Here is a 19054-nt window from a genome sequence, read left to right on the forward strand (position 1 = left end):
TCCCGCCCGCAGGGGCCGGCCGGCAGGGCCGGGCGAAAGGTTTTCTTCAGTCCCCGCTGCTAGCGTCCCCGGCGGGAGGCGGACGGAAGACCATGGATATTCACCGGAACGAGCGCGAAGCCGTAATCGAGCATCGTGTGCTGCGCGACCGCGCCGCCATGGCGGCCGTGATGGACGACTGGCGGCAGCTCGATGCGCGCGCCGCCGACCCGCTCTCCTATTTCCAGAGCGCCGACTGGTGCCACGGCTGGATCGAGGCGTTCGGGAATGCCCGCCGCCGGCCGGAAATCCACCTGCTGCGGCGGAACGGCTCGCTTATCGCCGTCTGGCCGCTGATGCTGTCGGGGCGCGGGCTGAAGCGCCTCGAACCGCTCGGCTGGCCGCATAGCCAATATGCCAATATCCTGATCGACCCGGCGTTCGACGGGCAGGACGCCGCAAGACGGCTGCTGGCCGGCCTGACCGGTGCCCGCCACGACGTCGCCCTGCTGGAAAGCGTGCCGGAGGGATCCGCGCTCGCCCGCACGCTGGCCGGATCGACACCGCTTGCCGGCCGCGCCAACACGGCGGCGATGCTCGACCTTTCCGTCTTCGCCTCGCCGGACGCCTATGCCGCAAGCCTCAGCAAGACGCAGCGCCGCAACAGGAACCGCCGGCGATCCGCCCTTTCGCGGCACGGCGCGCTGTCCTTCGACGTCCTCTTTCCCGGCGATCCGGCGTTTGCAGGAGCGATCGAAACCTGCGTCCGCTTCAAGCGCATCTGGCTGCGCGAAACCGGACGGCGCGGGGCCGGCCTTGCCTTCGACCGCTTCGAGCGCTTCCTCGCCCGCCTGTCCGGCGATCGCGACAGCCTCTCGGGGGCCTGTCTTTCGGTGCTGCGGGCCGGCGACAGGCTGGTCGCCGGCGAACTCGGCTTCCTGCATCACGGCCACTACCACGCCTATCTCGGCGCCTTCGACTGGGAATTGCGCGACGCCTCACCCGGCAAGACGCAGATGGACATGACCGTCTGCTGGCTGATCGAAAAGGGCGTCGCCACCTACGACCTGCTCGCCAACCCGGCCGATTACAAGGAAAGCCGGAGCAATCGCACGCTGGCGCTCGAAACCTATGCGCTGCCTGCCAATCTCGCCGGCCGCGCCTATGCGAACCTGTGGACGGCGCGGCTGCGCCCGGGCCTGAAGCAGCTTTACGAGATCCTGCCGCACCGGCTGCGGCAACTCGCCCGGTTCGGCCAGAGCCTCGGCGTTTTTCTGGTGATCGCCTGACAAGCCTCTCATTTTCCGGCCTTTCGTTTTCCGGCCTTTCGTTTTCCGGCCGCAAACCCTATCTGAAGGGAAAGGCACGGAATGGACGGAACGATCATGAGCGGCGCGACGACAGCACAGGACAGGCCCGGCACCCTCCCCTTCGACAATAGCTACGCGCGGCTGCCGGACGCCTTTTTCACCGCCGTCGACCCGACGCCCGTCGCCGCTCCCCGTCTCATCGCCTTCAACCGGTCGCTCGCCGAAGAGCTGGGCCTTGACCCCGAACGGCTGGAACGCCATGCCGCCGACTGGTTTTCCGGCAACCGGCTGCCGCCCGGCGCGCTGCCGCTCGCCATGGCCTATGCCGGCCACCAGTTCGGCCAGTTCGTGCCGCAGCTCGGCGACGGCCGGGCGATCCTCATCGGCGAGGTGATCGACCGCGACGGCCAGCGCCGCGATATCCAGCTGAAGGGCGCGGGCCCGACCCCCTATTCGCGGCGCGGCGACGGGCGGGCGGCGCTCGGCCCGGTGCTGCGCGAATATATCCTCAGCGAGGCGATGCACGCGCTTCGCATTCCCTCGACCCGGGCTCTGGCGGCGGTGGCGACCGGCCAGCCGGTCTACCGCGAACGAACCCTGCCGGGGGCCGTCTTCACCCGGGTGGCGTCGAGCCATATCCGCGTCGGCACCTTCCAGTTCTTCGCCGCGCGCGGCGACCGGGAAAACCTGCGCGTGCTGGCCGATCACGCCATCGCCCGCCACTATCCCGAGGCGGCCGGACACGAACGGCCCTATCTTGCGCTGCTCGACGCCGTGGCTGCGCGGCAGGCGGCGCTGATCGCCCGCTGGCTCGGCGTCGGTTTCATCCATGGCGTCATGAACACCGACAATATGACGATTTCGGGCGAGACGATCGATTTCGGCCCCTGCGCCTTCATGGACCGCTACGATCCGCGCACCGTCTATTCCTCCATCGACCACGGCGGGCGCTACGCCTATGGCAACCAGCCGATGATCGGCCAGTGGAACGTGGCGCGGCTGGCCGAGGCGCTGCTGCCGCTCATCGACCCCGTTGAGGACAAGGCGGTGGACCTCGCCAACGCCTCCGTCGCCCGCTACATGGATCTGTTCCAGCTCCGCTGGAAGGAAACCATCCACGCCAAGACCGGGCTTTCGGAAGCCGGCGAAGACGAATCGGATCAACAGCTTATCCGCGACCTCCTCATGCTTCTTCTCGACGGCAGCGCGGACTTCACGCTCGCCTTCCGCCGGCTTTGCGACGCGGCGGAAGATCCTGCCGCCGACGCAGCTTTCGCGGAACTGCTGCAACAGCCGGAGGCGGCCCGGCCGTGGCTTGACGCCTGGCGCGCGCGGCTCGGCCGGGAACGGGCGACACCGGCCGAACGGGCCGCCGCCATGCGCCGCGTCAATCCTGCCTTCATTGCGCGCAACCACAAGGTCGAGGAAGCGCTTCGCGCGGCGGCCGACCATGACGACTTCTCGCTCTTCCACGCGCTCAACGATGTCCTTGCCCGTCCCTATGACGATGCACCGGGCTTTTCCGCCTATGCCGAACCGCCGAAACCGGGCGAAGAGATCACCGCGACATTTTGCGGGACCTGACCTCATCCGGGGGTTGAAGGCGGCAAGCTCCGCGCTAGGTGATGAGGTCGGATGCCGGCCGTCCGGGCCGCGCGCAAGCGGAGACCGCCATGTTGCTTCCCCTCACTGTCCTCCTCCTCGCCCTCATCGGACTGGTCCTGACGGGCGGCGGCGGATGGCTGCTGTCGCTTGGCGGCAGCCCCTATTATCTCATCGCCGGTCTCGTCTTCCTCGTCACCGCCTTCCTGCTGCATCGCCGCCGTGCGGCCGCTCTCTGGCTTTACGCGGTCTTCATCGTCGCCTCGCTTGCCTGGGCGGTGTGGGAAGTCGGCTTCGACTGGTGGCAACTGGGCCCGCGCGGCGGCGTCATCGTGCTCGTGGGCCTGTGGCTGATGCTGCCGGCCGTACGGCGGCCGCTCGGTTTCACGAGCCCCACCGGCATCCACTATCCGCCCGGCCTTGCTCCGCTTGCCGTCGCCGTGGTGCTCGCCATTGTCGTCGCCGGCTATTCGATGACGCAGGACCCCGAGGACCTTGCCGGCGCATTGCCGCTCGCAAGCGCCAATGCCGCGACGGCACTCGGCGGCGACGTGCCGGCGGGCGAATGGCATCAATACGGCCGCACGCCCTACGGCCAGCGTTATTCGCCGCTCGACCAGATCAATACGGAAAACGTCGGCAACCTCGCCGTCGCCTGGCAATACAGGACCGGCGACGTGAGGCTGCCCGACGACGTCGGCGAAACCACCTATCAGGTGACGCCGCTGAAGGTCGGCGACACGCTCTATCTCTGCACGCCGCACAACTGGGCGATCGCGCTCGACGCGGCGACGGGCGAGGAGAAGTGGAAATACGATTCCAATTCCGGCATGAACCCCGACCGCCAGCACCAGACCTGCCGCGGCGTCACCTATTATGCCGACCCGGCCGCCACGGCGGGCGCGGCCTGCGCGGCCCGCGTCTATCTGCCGACCTCCGACGCGCGGCTGATCGCGCTCGATGCGGAAAGCGGCGCGATCTGCACCGATTTCGCCGATAACGGCGTCCTGCATCTGGAAAAAGGCATGGAGCACAATCCCGCCGGCTACTACTATTCGACCTCGCCGCCGGTCATCACCGACGGCAAGATCATCATCGGCGGGGCGGTCAACGACAATTATTCCACGCAGGAGCAATCCGGCGTCATCCGCGCCTTCGACGTTCACTCCGGCGCACTGCTGTGGAACTGGGATTCCGGCAATCCGGACGTCACCACGCCGCTGCCCGAGGGCCAGACCTATACGACAAACTCGCCGAACTCCTGGTCGGTCTTCAGCTACGACGAGGCGCTCGGCCTCGTCTATATTCCGCTCGGCAACCAGGTGCCGGATCAGCTCGGCATGGGCCGCAGCGAGCATGTGGAGAAATACTCGTCTTCCATCGTCGCGCTCGACATCGCGACAGGCGCGGTGCGCTGGGTGCGCCAGACGGTGCATCACGATCTCTGGGACATGGACGTGCCGGCCCAGCCGGTGCTCGTCGACCTGACCCGCGACGGCGAGACGATCCCCGCGCTCGTCGGCCCGACCAAGCAGGGCGACATCTATGTGCTCGACCGGCGCAACGGCGAGCCGATCATCCCCGTGAAGGAGGTTCCCGCCCCGACCGGCGCGATCCCGGAGGATTTCACCGCCCCGACGCAACCGGTCTCGGACCTGACCTTCATGCCCGAGCCGCTGACCGAGAAGGATATGTGGGGCATCACCCTGTTCGATCAGCTCGCCTGCCGCATCCGCTTCCTTTCCCTCAGATACGAGGGACGCTATACGCCGCCGTCGCTGGAAGGCACGCTGGTCTATCCCGGCAATTTCGGAACCTTCAATTGGGGATCGGTCGCCGTCGATCCGGAACGGCAGGTGATGTTCGGCATGCCGACCTATCTCGCCTTCACCTCGCAACTCGTGCCGCGCGACGAGATCCCCCCGAAGGGACAGGACGAGAAGGGTTCGGAACAGGGCCTCAACCGCAACGACGGCGCACCCTACGGCGTCTACATGGGGCCGTTCCTGAGCCCGCTCGGCGTTCCCTGCCAGGCGCCGCCATGGGGCTATGTGGCCGGCGCCGACCTTTCTACCGGCAAGATCGCCTGGAAGCACCGGAACGGCACCGTCCGCGACATGACACCGCTGCCGCTGCCGTTCAAGGTGGGCGTGCCCGGCATCGGCGGACCGATCATCACCCGGGGCGGCGTCGCCTTTCTGGGGGCCGCGGTCGACGATTATCTGCGCGCCTATGACGTGACCAGCGGCCGCAAACTCTGGCAGGCGCGCCTGCCGGCCGGCGGACAGGCGACCCCCATGACCTATACGGTCGGCGACAGGCAATATGTGCTGATCGTCGCCGGCGGCCACGGCTCCATCGGCACCCGGGCCGGCGACTACGTCATCGCCTATGCGCTGCCGTAGGGCATTTCCAGCAAAAGTGTGAAACGGTTTTGCGTCCGGGAAAGCGGCTAGAATAAAGAGATGGAGCGGCTCTGCCGATTGCGTGAAAACCGGAGCCGCTCCAGGACCGGCGCATACCGGCGGCTCCGGGAGAGCCGCCGTGTTTTTCCGCGGCGTATGAAAATCCCCGTTGACAACCGCGCGGATTCGGAGAATATCGCGTCCATGATCACGCACACGCACATCGCCGCGACGTATTTTTGGCTGTTCCCATAGGGAGCGGCTGTCTGATCATGTCAACAAGCCGCCATCAGGCGGCTTTGTTGTTTTCGGGCACCTGATGGCAGAACCTCCAAGGAGCCCGCAATGCACAGCACAGTCCTCAAGCTCGAACCCGTCCCGACGGCCGAACGCCCGCCGCTCGTCACCATCCGCGCCGCCCGTCCGGGCGACCTGCAACAGATCCTCGACATGATCGCGCTGCATGCCGAATGCCATGGCGACACGGCGAAGCTTTCGGCCGCCGATCTCGACCGCGATCTGTTCGGCCCCACGCCGTGGGTGACGGCGCTGGTGGCGGAAGCCGCCGGCCGGCTGATCGGCTACGCGCTGATGGTGCCGATGTACCGGGCCGCCGAAGGCATGCGCGGCATGGAACTGCACCAGATCTTCGTGCGCGCCGACCATCGCGGCCATGGCATCGGCCATCACATCGTCGCGCGCGCCCGCGAGCATGCCCGCCTTTCGGGATGCGGTTACCTGTCGGTGAGCGCGTCCACCGGCAATTTCCAGGCGCATCGTTTCTACGAGGGCATGAATTTCCGCGCCGGGCCGGTGACCGGCATGCGCTATGTGCAGGCGCTCGGCTGAAATGCGCCGGGCACGGGCTGCCGCAGCGGCCCTGCCTGGACGTTCGCCTTGAGAACCGGGGGGAGAACCGGGGGTGGCCGGATGGCCGGGCCGCCCATGGGAAAGCGGCAAGCCTGCCGGCCTCAACGGGCGGGAATGGCCTTGAGATAGGCGGCGATGGCGTCGCGGTCTTCCTTCGACAGGGCGGCCATGTTCTTCTGCACCGCCACCATCGATCCGCCGACGCTGTCGAAATCGGGCGTGAAGCCGGTTTCGAGATAGCTGGCGATATCGCCGGCGCTCCAGCTGCCGAAGCCGCCTTCGCGCGGGGTGATGTCCGGCACCCTGCCCTCGCCTTCCGGATTGGGACCGCCGGCCAGCCACTGGTCGGTCTTCAATCCGCCCAGGATATCGCGTGGCGTGTGGCATTCCCCGCAGTGGCCGGGACCTTCCACCAGATATTGCCCGCGCTTCACGCTATCGTCGGCGCTGGCCAGTTCGACGCGCGGACCGTCGTCGAGATAGAGCCACTTCCAGCCGCCGAGGACCAGACGGACATTGAAGGGAAACGGCAGGTCGTGCCCCGGCGCGACATTGGCGCTGGCCGGCAGGGTCTTCAGGTAGCCGTAGAGATCGGCGATGTCCTGCACCGTCATATGCGCGTAGGAGGCATAGGGGAAGGACGGATAGAGATGCTCCCCGTCGCGGCCGGTGCCCTGCTTCATCGCGTCGCCGAATTCGGCCAACGTCCATTGGCCGATTCCCGCCGTCTCGTCCGGCGAGATATTCGGCGCGTGGAACGTGCCGAAGTCGCTTTTCAGGGCAAGGCCGCCGGCCAGCACGTTCTTCTGGTCGTCCGGCGCGCCGGGCGCCGCGTGACAGCTGGCGCAGCCGCCGGCATGATACATGCGCTCGCCGTTGGCCAGGTCGGGCGCATTCACCGCGGTCCAGACATCGGCCGGCAGCCGCTGCGGCTGGGTGAGCCAGAGGAAGGCTCCGCCCCCGACGACACCGGCGATCACAAGGCCGGAAACGATTCGCTTGAATGTCATGCATGATCTCCCTGCATGCCCCGGATATCGCGTCCGGCTTCGACCGAAGGCCCGCCGCAACGCCATATCCCGCAAGGCCACGACCGCACAGCGGTTTCCCGCCGGAGGCACCTGACGAAAAGACAGCCATCGAAGGATTTACGGTCTACCGCGTCACTTCTTGACGCGGTAGACCTCATGACAGCTCTTGCAGCTCGCACCGAGGGAGCCGAGCGCCGGGCCGACCGCGGCCTGATCGGCCGGCGGACTGGCGAGCACCGCTTCGATGCTTGCGGCGAATTTGTCGGATTCCGCCTTGAAACCCGCCGCATCCTCCCAGATCTTCGGGCCTGCCTCGGTTTCGGCGCCCGTCTCGGAGCCGGGCGGGAACTGGTCCGGGAAGGCCTTGGCGACCTCGTCCATCGTGGTCAGCGATGCCTTCACGACGTCCGCGTCGAAGGGCTTTTCACCCTTGGCTATCCCGGCCAACGCACCCATCGCGCCGCCGACCTTCTTCATCATTTCCTGACGGACGACCTGCGGCTCGTCTGCCGCGACGACGACGCCGGCGCCAAACGCCGCGATCATTGCGGCGGCGGCCAAAGTCCTGAATTTCATCGGTGACTCCTGACTGGAGGCGGCCGGGGGACGGCCGCCGTTGAACATTGCGCCGGCATGATTGCATGTTGCCGGCCGGGAGGAAGTAAAATCTTGTTGAAGCCTGACGGTTTGCAAGTTTCATATCGGCGTCAGACAGCAGCCGGCAAAGAAAAACCCCGACCTGTGGTGGCCGGGGCTCTTCGAAACGGACGGGCGGACGCGCCGGTTACTTGGTTGCGGCCTCGTAGCGCTCCAGCACGTAATCCCAGTTGATCAGGCTGTCGACGAAGGCTTCCAGGTATTTCGGGCGGGCGTTGCGATAGTCGATATAGTAGGAGTGTTCCCACACGTCGACGCCGAGGATCGGCGTTGCGCCATGCACCAGCGGGTTCTCGCCGTTCGGCGTCTTGGAAATGGCAAGCTTGCCGTCCTTGACCGACAGCCACGCCCAGCCGGAGCCGAACTGCGTCGTGCCGGCGGCGACGAAGTCGGCCTTGAACTTGTCATAGCCGCCCAGATCGGAATCGACCGCCTTCTGCAAGGCGCCCGGCAGGTTCTTGCCGCCGCCGCCCTTCTTCATCCACTTCCAGAAGTGGACGTGGTTGTAGTGCTGGCCGGCGTTGTTGAACAGGCCCTGGTTGGTGCCATAGGACTTCTTGACGATCTCCTCCAGCGAAAGGTCCGCAAGGCCCGCTTCCTCGGCCAGCTTGTTGCCGTTGTCGACATAGGCCTTGTGGTGCTTGTCGTGGTGATATTCGAGCGTCTCGCGCGACATGAACGGCGCGAGCGCATCGTAATCGTAGGGAAGCGGCGGAAGTTCGAAAGCCATTGTGGTATCTCCTCTTGGCGGCGGAATTTTCTCAATGAAATCCGTAACCGGAACATAGGGTTCGCGCCCCCCGGAGGCAACCGTTCCCGTTCCAAAATTTGCGTTCCGGCAACAAAATCCTCACCCGGAGCAACGCTTCGGCAGGACGGCGGAACCACGCGCCCGGCAAAACCGTTCCGCCCCGTCGTCTTCACCGTAACTGCTGATAAGGAGACCTTCATGCCTTTCGCCCGCCCGGCCATCGCCGCCCTCGTCCTGCTTTCGCCGATCGCCGCGCTCCCGGCGCAGGCTTCGTCACCTGCCGCCTGGGAGGCGTTCCGCGCCGATGTCGAGAAGAGCTGCATGGCGAGCCTGCCGGAAACGCTCGGCTCGCCGACGGTTTTCGTCGAGCCGACCGGCACGCCGTCCTACGGCGTGGCGGCGATCGAGGGGCTTTCGCCGGAATCGAAAGCGCAGGTCGTCTATCTCTGCATCTACGACAAGCAGCGCCAGCAAGTGGAAGTGACGCCGGCCATCGCCGACGAATTCCTGCATGTGGTGCGCGAGAGCGAGCGCGAGGCGGCCGCCCGGCAGCGCGCGCAGACCGGCGACAACCGGACCGTGGACGAGGCCGGGCAGGAGTAGGCGCAAGCGGTCCCGCGACTACGCGCGGCCGCCCGAGCCGGCCCAGTCCCGATAGAGATCGCGGGCGCGGACGGCCATCGGGCCATGCGGCAGGGCGCGGTCCTCGTAGCGCGTCACCGGCGACACTTTCGAATAGTTTCCGGTGGTGAAAATCTCCTCCGCCGTCTCGAAATCGGCGACGGTCAGCCGCGTCTCGGCCACCTCGACGCCGTCGGCGCGCAACAGGCCGATGACGCGGGCCCGCGTGATGCCGGCAAGGAAGGTGCCGTTGGCCGCCGGCGTGAGGACGACGCCGTCCCGCGCCAGGAAGACGTTGGACGATCCGGTTTCCGCGACATTGCCGACCATGTCGCGCACCAGCGCGTTGTCGAAGCCGCGCCGGCGCGCATCGGCGAGGATGCGGGCATTGTTGGGATAGAGGCAGCCGGCCTTGGCGTCGGTCGGCATGCATTCCGGCGTCGGGCGGCGGAACGGCGACAGCGTCAGCGAGGATCCGGCATCGGCATCGCCGAGCGGCGCCTCGAAAAGGCAAAGCGCGAAACGCGTCGAATCCGGCTCGGCCTGGACGAGACCGTGGCTGCCGTGCTCGGCCCAGTACATCGGCTTGATATAGAGCGCGGTGCGGCCGTCGAACTTCTTCACGCCCTCCCAGGCCAGCGCCTCGATCGCCTCGGCGGTCATCGTCGGCGCAAGGCCCAGCGCCTCGGCGGAACGATTGACGCGGCGGCAATGGCGGTCGAGATCGGGCGCGATACCGTCGAACCAGCGGCCGCCGTCGAAGACGGTGGAGCCAAGCCACATGGCATGGGAGGTAGGGCCGATCAGCGGCGGATTGCCGGACAGCCATTCGCCATCCACGAAGGTCCAGGTGGTCGTGCGCGGGGATGTGTCGACGGGCATGATGCGAACTCCTTCTCGGTCTTGCCCCAGCCTTCCGACAGCCGGGAGCGCCTGTCCATTCAAGATATTGAATGGATCTATCACAACCCGTGATCGTTTCGCGCGCCTTCACCCGGTTTCCCCGCCGGGCCGGGCATGCGATAGAAGAGGAAAAGGGAGACCGTCATGCGCGCCATGTATTACGAGGCCTTCGGGGCGAGGCCCGAGATCCGCACCCTGCCCGATCCGACGCCGGCCGTCGGCGGCGTGGTGATCGAGGTGGAGGCGACGGGACTGTGCCGCAGCGACTGGCACGGCTGGATGGGCCACGATCCGGACATCCGCCTGCCGCATGTGCCGGGCCACGAACTGGCCGGCCGGGTGGTGGCCACCGGCAAGGGCGTCCAGCACTTTCGCAGCGGCGACCGGGTCACGGTTCCCTTCGTTTCCGGCTGCGGCCACTGCGGCGAATGCCGTTCCGGCAATCAGCAGGTCTGCGAGGCGCAGTTCCAGCCGGGCTTCACCCATTGGGGCTCCTTCGCCGAATATGTGGCCATCGACCACGCCGACCACAATCTGGTGCATCTGCCGGAAAGCGTCGGTTTCGACACGGCGGCCAGCCTCGGCTGCCGCTTCGCCACCGCCTTCCGCGCGGTGGTCGACCAGGCGAAGGTGCGCGGCGGCGAATGGGTGGCGGTGCACGGCTGCGGCGGCGTCGGGCTGTCGGCGATCATGATCGCCGCAGCGCTCGGGGCCAACCCCGTCGCCATCGACATTGCGGCCGACAAGCTGGCGTTCGCCCGCTCCATCGGCGCGGTCGCGGCCATCGACGCCAATGGCGTCGCCGATGTCGCGGAAGCGGTGCGCGAGATCACCGGCGGCGGCGCCCATGTTTCCATCGACGCGCTCGGCTCGCCCGCCACCTGCTTCAACTCGATTGGCAACCTGCGCCGGCGCGGCCGGCATGTTCAGGTCGGGCTGATGCTCGGCGATCACGCCACGCCGCAGATCCCGATGGCCCGGGTGATCGGCCACGAGCTGGAAATCTACGGCAGCCACGGCATGCAGGCCTGGCGCTACGACGCCATGCTGTCGATGATGGCTTCCGGTACGCTCAGGCCCGAAAGGCTGATCGGCCGCCATATCGGTCTCGACGAGGCCATCCCGGCGCTGATGGCCATGGATCGCGCCACCGATATCGGGATCGGCGTGATCACCCGCTTTTCCGCCTGAAGGCCCCGGACGAAACCTCGGGGTGTCGGCTGGCCGGTTCTTTTCCCGCGCGCCGATCGGCGATTGACATTTATCGGGTGATCACCACCAATATATTGGTTTCATAGCGCATTTTGAAGGAATCAACCGTCGTGCCCCATGCCGCCTATGTTTTCGACGCCTACGGCACCTTGTTCGACGTGCATGCCGCCGTGCGCAAGCATGCCGGCGACGTGGGGACGGACTACCAGCTGTTTTCCGAAATGTGGCGCGCCAAGCAGCTCGAATACTCCTGGACGCGGGCGCTGATGGGAAGCTATGCGGATTTCTGGCAACTCACCGAACAGGCGCTCGACTACACGTTCCAGCGCATCGGCGGCGTCGACCGCGCGCTTCGCCAGCGCCTGCTCGACGCCTATTGGAAGCTCGACTGCTACCCCGAAGTGCCGGCCGTCCTCAGGAAGATCAAGGCGCGCGGCGCCCATGTGGCGATCCTCTCCAACGGCTCGCCCGACATGCTGCGCTCGGCGGTGGACAATGCGGCGCTCGGCACCGTCATCGACGACATCTTCTCCGTCGACGCGCTGAAGACCTACAAGACCGCGCCCGCCGTCTACGATCTGGTGACGACCCATTACCGCTTCTATCCCGATGTCGTCTCCTTCCAGTCGTCGAACCGCTGGGACATCGCCGGCGCGACGAAATTCGGCTTCCGCACGGTCTGGATCAACCGGTCGGGCCTGCCGGACGAATATTTCGATCTGAAGCCGTCGCTCATCCTGCCCTCGCTCGAAAGCCTCTGAAACCCGAAACCGAAACTGGAAAGATCCTCATGGCCTGGTCGGCGACGCAATATCTGAAATTCGAGGACGAACGCACGCGGCCGGCAAGCGATCTGCTGGCGCAGGTGCCGCAGGACCTTCGCGCCGGCACGGTCTACGACCTCGGCTGCGGGCCGGGCAATTCGACGGAACTGCTGGCGCGGCGCTTTCCCGGCCGGGGGGTTCGCGGCGTCGACAGCGCCGCGGACATGCTGAAGGCGGCGCGGGCGCGGCTGCCGGGGATCGATTTCGTCGATTGCGACCTTGCCCGCTGGTCGCCGCCCGATCCGGCGGCGCTGCTCTATGCCAATGCCGTCTTCCAGTGGCTGCCGGACCATATCGCGCATCTGCAACGGCTGATGCAGGGACTGCGGCCGGGCGGCATGCTCGCCGTGCAGATGCCGGACAATCTCGCCGAGCCGTCGCATCTCTTGATGGAGGAAAGTGCGGCGGCCGGCCCCTGGCGCACGGCCTTTTCGCAAGGCACCCCGCGCCGCGCGCCGCTTGCCGCCCCCGCCGTCTATTACGATGCGCTGTCGCCCGCGGCGTCCCGCATCGACATCTGGCATACGTTCTACAACCATCCGCTGTCCGACGCCGGCGCGATCGTCGAATGGGTGAAGGGCACCGGGCTGCGGCCCTATCTCGACCGGCTGCCGGCCGAACAGCATGACGATTTCCTCGCCGACTACGAGGCCCGCATCGACGCGGCCTATCCGCCGCTTGCCGACGGCCGGCGGCTGCTGCGCTTTCCGCGCCTGTTCCTGATCGCCGTCAGGGCCTGACGAACCGGCCGCCGGCCGCCTTCCGGGAGGCACGGCGGCCGGCGATTTCCTTGAGGCCGGCTCAGACGAACTGGCTGAGGCCGGGAACGGAGTTCACGACTTCGTCGACCACCTCGTCGCCGGCATACTGACGGGCGATCGTCAGCGTCTGTTTGGCGAGACCGCCGATCTCGCCCATGCCGAGCCCCTCGCCCATGAGCTGCTGGCCGAGCCCCATGACGCCGCCGCCGCCACCAAGCGCGCCCATCAGGCTGCCCATCAGTCCACCGCCGCCCTCGCCTTCGCCGTTATACTTCGCGACGAGGTCGGTCGCACCGGGGATCGCCTCGATCATGCGCGCCACGGGGCCGTCAGCCGCTTCGCGCTGAAGGAAGCCGAGCATCATGCCCATGGCCTTTTCGGCAAGCGCCGGATCGATGCCGACGGCGTCGGCGACGCGGGTGACGAGTTCGTTCATGGATATCTCCTCGTTTTCTTTCGGACGCCGCGCGGGCGTCGGATGGGACTTTCCGGCAACGGCGGACATGAGGCCCGCCCGTAAAGCGTGTTGTTCCCGTACCGGACTATCCTTATAACCTGCGAAAGACGATTCAATGAAAACCTGCGGGATCGCGGCAATCCGTCCGCGTCCCGCAACGCTCGGAAACGGCTTCAGGGAGTTCCAACGTGGCGGAATCGATACTTCAGGACGGCAAACTCTATATCGGAACCAGCCGCAAGCCGGACGACAGCCGCAACAAGGGCGAATATCTCGAACTCAGGTTCGGCAATCGCCATGGCCTCGTGACCGGCGCGACCGGCACCGGCAAGACGGTGACGCTCCAGGTGCTTGCCGAGGGCTTTTCCAACGCCGGGGTGCCGGTGTTCTGCGCCGACGTCAAGGGCGACCTCTCCGGCATCGGCGCCATCGGGGAGGCGAAGGACTTCCTTCTCGCGCGCGCCGAGCAGATCGGCCTCGATCCCTACGACTTCCAGGAATTTCCGGTCATCTTCTGGGACCTCTTCGGCGAGAAGGGCCATCGTGTCCGCACCACCATCTCCGAGATGGGGCCGCTCCTCCTGTCGCGCCTGATGAACGCCACCGACGCGCAGGAAGGGGTCATCAACATCGCCTTCAAGATCGCCGACGAGGGCGGCCTGCCGCTATTGGACCTGAAGGACTTACAGGCGCTGCTCAGCTACATGGGCGAGAACGCGACAGCGCTCTCCAACCAGTTCGGCTTCATCTCCAAGGCCTCCGTCGGCGCCATCCAGCGGTCGCTTCTGGTGCTGGAACAGCAGGGCGCGCGGCAGTTCTTCGGCGAGCCGGCGCTGAAGATCAGCGATCTCATGCGGACGACCAACGACGGGCGCGGCGCGATCTCCGTGCTTGCGGCCGACAAGCTGATGATGAACCCGCGCCTCTATGCCACCTTCCTCCTGTGGATGCTGTCGGAGCTGTTCGAAATCCTGCCGGAAGTCGGCGACCCCGAAAAGCCGAAGCTGGTGTTCTTCTTCGACGAGGCGCACCTGCTCTTCAACGACGCGCCGAAGGTGCTGGTCGAGCGCGTGGAGCAGGTGGTGCGCCTCATCCGCTCCAAGGGCGTCGGCGTCTATTTCGTCACACAGAATCCGCTGGACGTGCCGGAAACCGTGCTCGCCCAGCTCGGCAACCGCGTGCAGCATGCGTTGCGCGCCTATACCCCGCGCGAGCAGAAGGCGGTGAAGACGGCGGCCGAGACGTTCCGCCCCAATCCGGATTTCGACTGCGCGACGGTCATCACCCAGCTCGGCACCGGCGAAGCCCTTGTCTCGACGCTGGAAGGCAAGGGCATTCCCTCCGTCGTGGAGCGCACGCTGGTGCGCCCGCCCGCATCGCGCATCGGCCCGCTGACGGAGGGCGAGCGCCGCAAGATCATCGATGTCAGCCCAGTCGCCGGCCTCTATGACGAGGACTTCGACCGGGAATCGGCCTATGAGATCCTCGCCGCCCGCGCCGCGGCGGCGGCGGATGCGGCCGAACGGCAGCAGGCGGAGGCCGAACAGGCGAAGTCTTCCGAAGGCAGCCGCTGGACCCTGCCGGGCTTCGGCGACGACGCCGCCGCCACCCCCGCCCCGAAAACCAGGTCACGCTCCGGCTATCAGCGGGAATCGGTGGCGGAAGCGGCGATGAAATCGGTCGCGCGCTCCGTCGCCTCCTCGCTCGGCCGCGCCCTCGTGCGCGGCATCCTGGGCAGCCTGCGGAGGTGAGGTGAATGCAATGGGGCTTTCTGCTTGAGCGGCTCAAGAACTTCTACCAGGTCCGCATCCTCGCCGCGAGATATAGTCCCCGCTACCTGCTGGGCGCCCTCGGCGCGATCGTCCTGCTGATCGGCGCCGTTTTCGGTGCCGTGACGCTCCGGTTTCCACCGACCACCTTCCTGGATATCCTGACCTGGATCTTCACGGTCCTGAGCCTCGTTTCAGCCGTCTACAGCTTCGTGATCGCGCATCGCGAAGTCAGCGACGTGGAGAAGATCGATTCCTCCCGGCACTTCTTCTTCGAGGGCGGCGGGAACGTGGCGGCCGGCGACGCCCTCTATCCGTTCTTTGCAGGAATCGAGCCTTCGGACGCCGAGCAGGCGCTCGGTTTCGTCAAGTTCGCCCATAAGACCGGCGTCGCCCACGTCAGCGACGCCTATGACAATCACCTCATGCTGCGCAAGGACATGCCGTTCCAGAAGGCAAGCGCGCCGGTTCCCTACGTCAGCCCGCTGCCGCATATCCGCAAGCTGCAACTTGCCTATCTTTTCTACCGCTCGCGGCTCGGCAAGAAGCGGATGACCAACGACCGCAAGGTCGCCATGCTCGGTTCGATCGCCGACAGCCGGCAGCGGCTGCTGATCGGGGACGCCCGTTATTTCGACAGTCTCATGACCCAGGAGGCGTTCAGCGCCCGGGTCTCATGCAGCCCGGTCGAGCAGATCGCGGAGAAGCGCCAGATCCTCGACGGCCTGCGCTTCTATCCGCTCGCCGAAGACGGAACCCGCCTGGCGCCCCTGCCCGTGGCCGGGATAACGTCGCATTTCGGCGCGGCGGCGATCACGATCGGCAGCGACGGCCTTCCGCTTTTCGCCTTGCAGGGGAAGGAGAACCTGATCAGCGGCGGCAAGGTCGTGTGGCGCGCGACCGGCTCCATGGATTATGCCGACCTCAACACCGCGCTCGGCTCCGGCCGGGACTTTCGCGACGCGGTGAAGCGCAACATCGTGCGCGAAGCCTATGAAGAAATGGGACTGAAGAAACTCGCCCTGCCGCGAGAAACGGTTCTGGCCGAACTTTTCAGGCGGACGATCGTCACCGGCTTCTTCCGGACCGTCGAGCGCGCCGGAAAGCCGGACTTCATCGGCCTTCTGAAACTGCCGAAGGACTGGAAATTCGACAGTATCGACCAGAAGGAACTGCGGCCGATCAAAAGCTTCCCCTTCGCGTTGACGCCGATCCGGACGGTCGAGGATTTCGTGGATCTGGAGGCCAAGCTGCGCGAGCACGACGTCACGCTCGCCGCAAGCTCCCTGACGGCGCTGCGCCGGATGCTGGTCATCGCCGGTTACCGCGACAGCGACGACGAAGGCGAGCGGGCGATCCATGCCACCGTCAATCGCCTGCTCGGGGGTTAGCGCATTTCCAGCAAAAGTGTGAAACGGTTTTACGTCCGGAAATGCGGCTGAAACAAAGAGAGTGAGCCGTTCTACCGATTCCGTAAAACCAGAACCGCTCTCGCGCAGTTCCCGCAAAACAGGCCCCCCCCTTCCCCGGACAGGCCTTGCCGGCCGGCCGTCAGAGGATCCGTGGATCGCCTCGGAAATCCTCGCGGGAAAAGCCGATCCGTCGCGGCGGGTGGTCGCAAAGCGCCTGAACGCCAAGCGGCGACAGGCGGATGCGCCAGGTCTGGCGCTCGATCGGCCGGGGTGCGGCAAAGGCCGCAGCCGTAAGAAGCGCGACATTGTCGCCACCGGCGCGATCGCGCACCGAACGATAGAGGATGGCGGCGACGCCGGCTTCGCGCGCCGCCTCGGCGAGCGCCTGGCAGGCGGCATAATCGGTCGGATGCGTCCATGCCGCCCGGTCGCGGTCGAGCGGCGGAAGAGTGAGGTCGATGGCCGCCTTCGTGGCGGCGGCAGCGGAAAAGGCCGTGTAGTCGGCAGCATTGGCCGGCAGCGGCGTCGACGGCGATTCGGCATAGAAGAGCAGCCGGTAGAAGGCCATTTCCGCAAGCGCCGTCTCAACAGCCAGCGCCGCATAATAGACGCCGGGGGTGCGTCCCGCCCGGCGGAAACGGGAGCCGTGCGGATAGGACGCGCCATAACGGAAGGGCGTGGCGAGCAGATAGTCGAGGCCGGCGCATTCGGGCGGCAGCACGGGCTTGCTGTCCTCCAGGACCTGTTCGAGCAGGGCCTGTTCCTCCAGCGTGTCGACCAGCTTCAGGGTCGCGACACGGTGCTGCGCCTCGACGACGCGCCAGACCGCCCCTTCGAAGGCGCGCGCCTCAGACGAGAGCGCGGCGGGCGTCCAGATAGGCGATGACATCGATGAGACCGGAGATCGACAGGATGCGGTCGACGGGGCGGCCGCCGAGAACGTTGTTTTCCGCCGTCATCCAGCGCCGCGCGACGGGCTCGTCGCCGCCCGTGATGGCATCGAGCGAGCGGAACAGGCGCACGAGCAGGACGGCCAGTTCGAAAGGCTTGGTCCCGCGCTCCAGAAGCACGTCCCGCCGCTTCAGCCGCGAAACCGTCGCCTCGGACACGCCGATGACCCCGGCGAGGATACGCGCCGTCAGGCCGAGCCGCTCCGCCGCGTTCACCGCCGCCTTGGTGATGACGAGGCCTTCGCTGCCGGCCTCCGTGACAGGGTTGTGCAGCATGGCGAACTCCTTTCCAGAGCGGTTCCGGTTTTCTTCGAAAAGCGAAAACGCTCTAGCTTTTTGCTTTCCGAAATTCCGGACGCAAAACCGCTGTGCACTTTTGCTGGAATTTCTCTAAAGAAAGAATATAGAGGAATTCTTCCAAATGACAAGGATATTCACGGAAGCCCGTCCGCCGAGCCCTGCCCGGCGGAACGGAAATCCTGGCCGCCCGTGTCAGACGACCGTGGTCTTGACATCCAGATTGCCACGGGTGGCGTGGCTGTAGGGGCATACCACATGGGCCTTCTTCACGAGATCCTCGACGACGGCCTTGTCGACGCCCGGCACGGAAACCTCCAGCGCCGCCTCGATGCCGAAGCCGCCGCCGTCCTCGCGCGGACCGACGCCCACCGTCGCGGTGACCTTCGCCGACTCGGGGATCGACACCTTCTCCTTACCGGCCACCATCTTCAGCGCGCCGAGGAAGCAGGCCGAATAGCCGGTGGCGAATAGCTGCTCCGGATTGGTCCCCTTCGCGCCGTCGCCGCCGAGTTCCTTGGGAACCGTGAGCGTGACGTCGAGCGCGCCGTCCTCGCTGGCGCCGTGTCCTGCGCGACCGCCCGTGGCCGATGCCTTGGTCCTGTAGAGAATGGGCATGTTCGTCTCCTTCCTGGCTGTGATGAATGACACTATCATTAGTAGCGCAAAATTAAATTGTGTCCAATATAATTTTGCAAATTGCGCATCCCCGCGTTCCCTGCGAGAATGCCAGCATGATCGACAACAGTGACGGCAAAGAGACAAAGATGGAAACACCGGCGATCCCGACGCTCGACGCGCAGCTTTGTTTCGCCATCTATTCGGCCGCCCATGCCTTCACCCGCAGCTACAAGCCGCTGCTCGATCCCTACGGCCTCACCTATCCGCAATATCTGGTCATGCTCGCGCTGTGGGAAGAAGACGGGCGGACAGTGAAGGCGCTCGGCGGATCGCTCGGGCTCGATTCCGGCACGCTCTCGCCGCTTCTCAAGCGGCTGGAGGCCAGCGGCTACATCGCGCGCGCCCGCGACCGTGACGACGAGCGGCAGCTGCTGGTGACGCTGACGCCGAGAGGCCGCGATCTCGGCGGGGAAGCGGCGGGCATCCGCGCGGAAATCGGCAGGGCGACCGGCTGCGCGCCCGGCGTTCTGGAGGAACTGACGGCGGCGCTGCGACGGCTGACGGACAATCTGAAGGCGGGAGAGGATACGCAGGCCGACGCCGCCTGACGGCGGCCGCGCCC

The 19054-nt window shown here is 66.3% G+C and carries 19 protein-coding genes; 11 read left to right on the forward strand and 8 right to left on the reverse strand.

What is annotated here, in order from left to right; all coding sequences use genetic code 11:
• Window positions 1-92 precede the first annotated feature (92 nt).
• From KYK29_RS19260 to KYK29_RS19275, 4 genes are all read left to right on the forward strand, one after another.
• Entirely contained in the window at window positions 93-1268 is a 1176-nt protein-coding gene (locus KYK29_RS19260) for a GNAT family N-acetyltransferase (RefSeq protein WP_254692519.1), read from the forward strand.
• An 81-nt stretch (window positions 1269-1349) separates the two neighbouring features.
• On the forward strand, window positions 1350-2873 hold the full coding sequence (locus tag KYK29_RS19265) for a protein adenylyltransferase SelO (RefSeq protein WP_254692520.1): 1524 nt from the start codon (window positions 1350-1352) through the stop codon (window positions 2871-2873).
• Between the two features lie 89 nt (window positions 2874-2962).
• A complete protein-coding gene (locus KYK29_RS19270) occupies window positions 2963-5296 on the forward strand; it encodes a glucose/quinate/shikimate family membrane-bound PQQ-dependent dehydrogenase (protein ID WP_254692521.1) in 2334 nt (777 codons plus the stop codon).
• A 345-nt stretch (window positions 5297-5641) separates the two neighbouring features.
• Entirely contained in the window at window positions 5642-6145 is a 504-nt protein-coding gene (locus tag KYK29_RS19275; protein ID WP_254692522.1) for a GNAT family N-acetyltransferase, read from the forward strand.
• A 122-nt stretch (window positions 6146-6267) separates the two neighbouring features.
• Here the strand turns inward: KYK29_RS19275 and KYK29_RS19280 are convergent, their stop codons facing one another.
• From KYK29_RS19280 to KYK29_RS19290, 3 genes are all read right to left on the reverse strand, one after another.
• Entirely contained in the window at window positions 6268-7176 is a 909-nt protein-coding gene (locus KYK29_RS19280; protein ID WP_254692523.1) for a c-type cytochrome, read from the reverse strand.
• Between the two features lie 153 nt (window positions 7177-7329).
• Window positions 7330-7773, reverse strand: a complete 444-nt coding sequence (locus KYK29_RS19285; protein WP_254692524.1) for a c-type cytochrome — start codon at window positions 7771-7773, stop codon at window positions 7330-7332.
• A gap of 208 nt (window positions 7774-7981) precedes the next feature.
• On the reverse strand, window positions 7982-8584 hold the full coding sequence (locus KYK29_RS19290; RefSeq protein ID WP_254692525.1) for a superoxide dismutase: 603 nt from the start codon (window positions 8582-8584) through the stop codon (window positions 7982-7984).
• Window positions 8585-8803: 219 nt separating this feature from the next.
• On the opposite strand from KYK29_RS19290, the gene KYK29_RS19295 reads away from it, so the two are divergent.
• The gene (locus KYK29_RS19295; RefSeq protein WP_254692526.1) at window positions 8804-9208 is read left to right on the forward strand and encodes a hypothetical protein; all 405 of its coding nucleotides are present in this window, start codon (window positions 8804-8806) and stop codon (window positions 9206-9208) included.
• A gap of 18 nt (window positions 9209-9226) precedes the next feature.
• Here KYK29_RS19295 and KYK29_RS19300 read toward each other — a convergent pair whose 3' ends face one another.
• Window positions 9227-10108 carry a branched-chain amino acid aminotransferase gene (locus tag KYK29_RS19300; protein ID WP_254692527.1) on the reverse strand — a complete coding sequence of 294 codons (882 nt, stop codon included), beginning with the start codon at window positions 10106-10108 and terminating at the stop codon, window positions 9227-9229.
• A gap of 165 nt (window positions 10109-10273) precedes the next feature.
• Between KYK29_RS19300 and KYK29_RS19305 the strand changes: the two genes are divergently transcribed.
• From KYK29_RS19305 to tam, 3 genes are all read left to right on the forward strand, one after another.
• Window positions 10274-11320 carry a zinc-dependent alcohol dehydrogenase family protein gene (locus KYK29_RS19305; protein WP_254692528.1) on the forward strand — a complete coding sequence of 349 codons (1047 nt, stop codon included), beginning with the start codon at window positions 10274-10276 and terminating at the stop codon, window positions 11318-11320.
• A 131-nt stretch (window positions 11321-11451) separates the two neighbouring features.
• On the forward strand, window positions 11452-12102 hold the full coding sequence (locus KYK29_RS19310) for a haloacid dehalogenase type II (RefSeq protein ID WP_254692529.1): 651 nt from the start codon (window positions 11452-11454) through the stop codon (window positions 12100-12102).
• Between the two features lie 29 nt (window positions 12103-12131).
• On the forward strand, window positions 12132-12905 hold the full coding sequence (gene tam / locus KYK29_RS19315) for a trans-aconitate 2-methyltransferase (protein ID WP_254692530.1): 774 nt from the start codon (window positions 12132-12134) through the stop codon (window positions 12903-12905).
• Window positions 12906-12966: 61 nt separating this feature from the next.
• On the opposite strand, the gene KYK29_RS19320 is transcribed toward tam, so the two are convergent.
• Window positions 12967-13362 carry a hypothetical protein gene (locus KYK29_RS19320; protein WP_254692531.1) on the reverse strand — a complete coding sequence of 132 codons (396 nt, stop codon included), beginning with the start codon at window positions 13360-13362 and terminating at the stop codon, window positions 12967-12969.
• A gap of 221 nt (window positions 13363-13583) precedes the next feature.
• Between KYK29_RS19320 and KYK29_RS19325 the strand changes: the two genes are divergently transcribed.
• Window positions 13584-15134: a helicase HerA-like C-terminal domain-containing protein gene (locus KYK29_RS19325; protein ID WP_254692572.1), complete on the forward strand. Its 1551-nt coding sequence runs from the start codon at window positions 13584-13586 to the stop codon at window positions 15132-15134.
• A gap of 5 nt (window positions 15135-15139) precedes the next feature.
• Window positions 15140-16543: a hypothetical protein gene (locus KYK29_RS19330; protein ID WP_254692532.1), complete on the forward strand. Its 1404-nt coding sequence runs from the start codon at window positions 15140-15142 to the stop codon at window positions 16541-16543.
• Window positions 16544-16703: 160 nt separating this feature from the next.
• Here KYK29_RS19330 and KYK29_RS19335 read toward each other — a convergent pair whose 3' ends face one another.
• The 3 genes from KYK29_RS19335 to KYK29_RS19345 form a co-directional block, all read right to left on the reverse strand.
• Window positions 16704-17453, reverse strand: a complete 750-nt coding sequence (locus KYK29_RS19335) for an RES family NAD+ phosphorylase (RefSeq protein WP_254692533.1) — start codon at window positions 17451-17453, stop codon at window positions 16704-16706.
• Window positions 17413-17790, reverse strand: coding sequence for an MbcA/ParS/Xre antitoxin family protein (locus KYK29_RS19340; protein ID WP_254692534.1), 378 nt, complete (start codon window positions 17788-17790; stop codon window positions 17413-17415). Before KYK29_RS19340 ends, KYK29_RS19335 begins: the two co-directional genes overlap by 41 nt.
• Before the next feature lie 216 nt (window positions 17791-18006).
• A complete protein-coding gene (locus KYK29_RS19345; protein WP_254692535.1) occupies window positions 18007-18429 on the reverse strand; it encodes an organic hydroperoxide resistance protein in 423 nt (140 codons plus the stop codon).
• Window positions 18430-18578: 149 nt separating this feature from the next.
• On the opposite strand from KYK29_RS19345, the gene KYK29_RS19350 reads away from it, so the two are divergent.
• A complete protein-coding gene (locus tag KYK29_RS19350) occupies window positions 18579-19040 on the forward strand; it encodes a MarR family winged helix-turn-helix transcriptional regulator (RefSeq protein ID WP_254692536.1) in 462 nt (153 codons plus the stop codon).
• The last annotated feature ends 14 nt before the right edge of the window (window positions 19041-19054 follow it).

The organism is Shinella daejeonensis (genome assembly GCF_024281235.1).
Classification (GTDB): domain Bacteria; phylum Pseudomonadota; class Alphaproteobacteria; order Rhizobiales; family Rhizobiaceae; genus Shinella; species Shinella daejeonensis.